Below are 2,556 nucleotides of genomic sequence, written 5' to 3' on the forward strand. Positions count from 1 at the left end.
CCTGCCTTCCGTGCCGCAAAGACGTGGATGGCCCGCATAAAGCGGGCCATGACGGTTTTGGGGTTGTGGAATACGCCACTCCGCTGCAGTTATCGCCTGTCCAAACGGCCAGGGGCCTGCCCGGGAACTGCGCGGTTGAGTTCTGTCGCAATCCGGTCAAAATCACGGTCTAGAGATTTCAGCACTTGGGACTTTTGAGGCAACCAGCCATTCGAAAGGCAGACCGATGAAAAGAACCGGAGTTTTCCTTGCGGCGCTTGCGATGAGTGCGCTTGGCGCCGCGCCCGCCTTCGCCGCCAATGTCTACGAGACGCTGAAGAGCAATCCGCAATTTTCGACACTGACGAAAATCATCGAGGCGAACGATCTCAAGTTCCGCTACACGGAGGGGAGCATCACCGTTTTTGCGCCGACGGACGAGGCGCTGGCAAACCAGCCCGGCGGCGTGGACGACATGCTTTCCGGCGACAATCCGAGCAACAAGGAAAATGCGCGCGCGCTGCTGCTCTACAGCATCGTCTCCGGCCGCATGACGCCCGCGCAACTCGACGGCAAGGTGACGGAAGCAACGACCTTGCAGCGCGGCAAGGTGAAGATCGACGGCACGCAGACGCCCATCCACTACGGACATTCGCAATTCGGCGCGAATGTCTCGGGCGATGCCATCGAAGCCTCGAACGGCGTCATCATTCCGGTCGACGCGCTGCCGATCCCCGTCTTCGACAAAGAGACGCCGAAGGTGCCTGCCGCCCAATAAGGGCTGGCGTCAGACGTTGTAGCTCCCGGAGAGCTGCTGCTTGATCTCGCGCGGGGTGAGCTGGGTGTAGTCCTTGTTCACCTCGCCAAGCAGCTTCTCCTTCGTTTCGGCCGAGAGAAGCGGACGCAGATTGCCGAGCATGGCGGGCGGCGCGACGAGGATCAGATTGTCGAAAGCGCCGTTCCGCGCCTTCTCCTTCAGCACCTCCGCAACCTCGCGCGCGAAATCGCGCTTCGCCTGTTCGTGCCAGTCGGCGGGCGGCTCATAGGCCGAGCGGCGATTGCCGGTGCTCTCGAAGGTGCGGCCCGGTTTGTCCGTGCCCTGTTCGCGCGTCGGCGGGTTGGGTATGGAAAGCTCCGGCATGGCGACCGTGGGATCGGCGTTCCGCTTCTCGCTGGCGAGAAACCGGCAAACGCCGCCATCGGTCACGACGATCCAGATACGCTTCGGTTGCATGGACACCTCCGCTGGCCTGCCCCCAAAGACATAGTGGAGGAAGCGGCGGCGGCAAGATAGCCCCGCGGGAAGGCTGCGCCGAAAGGTCTCAGCCTTCCTTCTTCTTCTCGAGCGGAGGAACGATGCGAATATGCAGTTCCTTGAGCTGCTTCGGCTCCACCTCGGAAGGCGCCTGCATCAGGAGGTCCTGCGCCTGCTGGTTCATCGGGAACATGGTCACTTCGCGCAGGTTCTCGACACCCGCGAGCAGCATCACCATGCGGTCGATGCCGGGTGCGAGGCCGCCATGCGGCGGCGCGCCGTACTTGAAGGCGTTCAGCATGCCGCCGAATTTCGTCTCGACGACCGACTTGTCGTAGCCCGCGATCTCGAAGGCCTTGTACATGACGTCCGGCTTGTGGTTTCGCACGGCGCCGGAGGAAAGCTCGACGCCGTTGCAGACGATGTCGTACTGGAAGGCGGTGATGCCGAGAATTTCGCCGGCGTCGTTTTTGTCGAGCGCGAGGAACTTGTCGAGCGGATAGTTCGGCATGGAGAAGGGATTGTGCGAGAAGTCGATCTTCTTCTCGTCCTCGTTCCACTCATACATCGGGAAGTCGACGATCCAGCAGAACTTGAACACGCCCTCTTCCACGAGGCCGAGCTCGGTGCCGACGCGGGTGCGCGCCTGACCGGCGAAGCTCGCGAACTTGGCGGGCTGGCCGGCAACGAAGAAGACGGCGTCGCCCTCTTTCAGTCCAAGCTGGGTGCGGATCGCCTCGGTGCGCTCCGAGCCGATATTCTTCGCCACGGGGCCTGCGCCCTCGAGAGCGCCACCCTCTTCGCGAAAGAAGATATAGCCGAGACCCGGCTGGCCTTCTCCTTGAGCCCAGGAATTCATGCGGTCGCAGAAGGCGCGGTTGCCGCCGCCCGGCGCCGGGATCGCCCAGACCTCGACCTTCGAGTCCTTTTCGATCATACCGGCGAAGACCTTGAAGCCGGAACCGCGGAACTGCTCCGTCACGTTCTGCATCTCGAGCGGGTTGCGCAGGTCCGGCTTGTCGGAGCCGTATTTGCGCATGGCCTCCGCGTAAGGAATGCGCGTGAAGGGATAAGGCGAGACCTTGCGGTCGTCCGCGAACTCTTCAAACAGGCCGTGCAGCACGGGCTCGATAGCGGCGAAGACGTCGTCCTGCGTGACGAAGCTCATCTCGACATCGAGCTGGTAGAATTCGCCCGGGCTGCGGTCGGCGCGCGCGTCCTCATCGCGGAAACAGGGCGCGATCTGGAAGTAGCGGTCGAAGCCCGCCACCATGATGAGCTGCTTGAACTGCTGCGGCGCCTGCGGCAGCGCATAGAACTTG

At 62.7% G+C, this 2,556-nt stretch carries 3 protein-coding genes; 1 reads left to right on the top strand and 2 read right to left on the bottom strand.

The features are described from left to right. Positions 1 to 226 precede the first annotated feature (226 nt). Complete coding sequence (locus ACKUUH_RS17225) at positions 227 to 757, top strand: fasciclin domain-containing protein (protein WP_407951120.1); 531 nt, start codon at positions 227 to 229, stop codon at positions 755 to 757. Between the two features lie 9 nt (positions 758 to 766). On the opposite strand, the gene ACKUUH_RS17230 is transcribed toward ACKUUH_RS17225, so the two are convergent. Both ACKUUH_RS17230 and aspS read right to left on the bottom strand, forming a co-directional pair. After that, positions 767 to 1,213 (bottom strand): host attachment protein, encoded by a 447-nt coding sequence (locus ACKUUH_RS17230; protein ID WP_407951121.1) that lies wholly within the window; start codon positions 1,211 to 1,213, stop codon positions 767 to 769. Between the two features lie 88 nt (positions 1,214 to 1,301). Further along, a partial coding sequence (aspS, locus tag ACKUUH_RS17235; protein WP_407951122.1) for an aspartate--tRNA ligase occupies positions 1,302 to 2,556 on the bottom strand: 1,255 nt, incomplete at its 5' end.

It is taken from the genome of Parvibaculum sp. (assembly GCF_045863935.1).
Lineage (GTDB): Bacteria > Pseudomonadota > Alphaproteobacteria > Parvibaculales > Parvibaculaceae > Parvibaculum.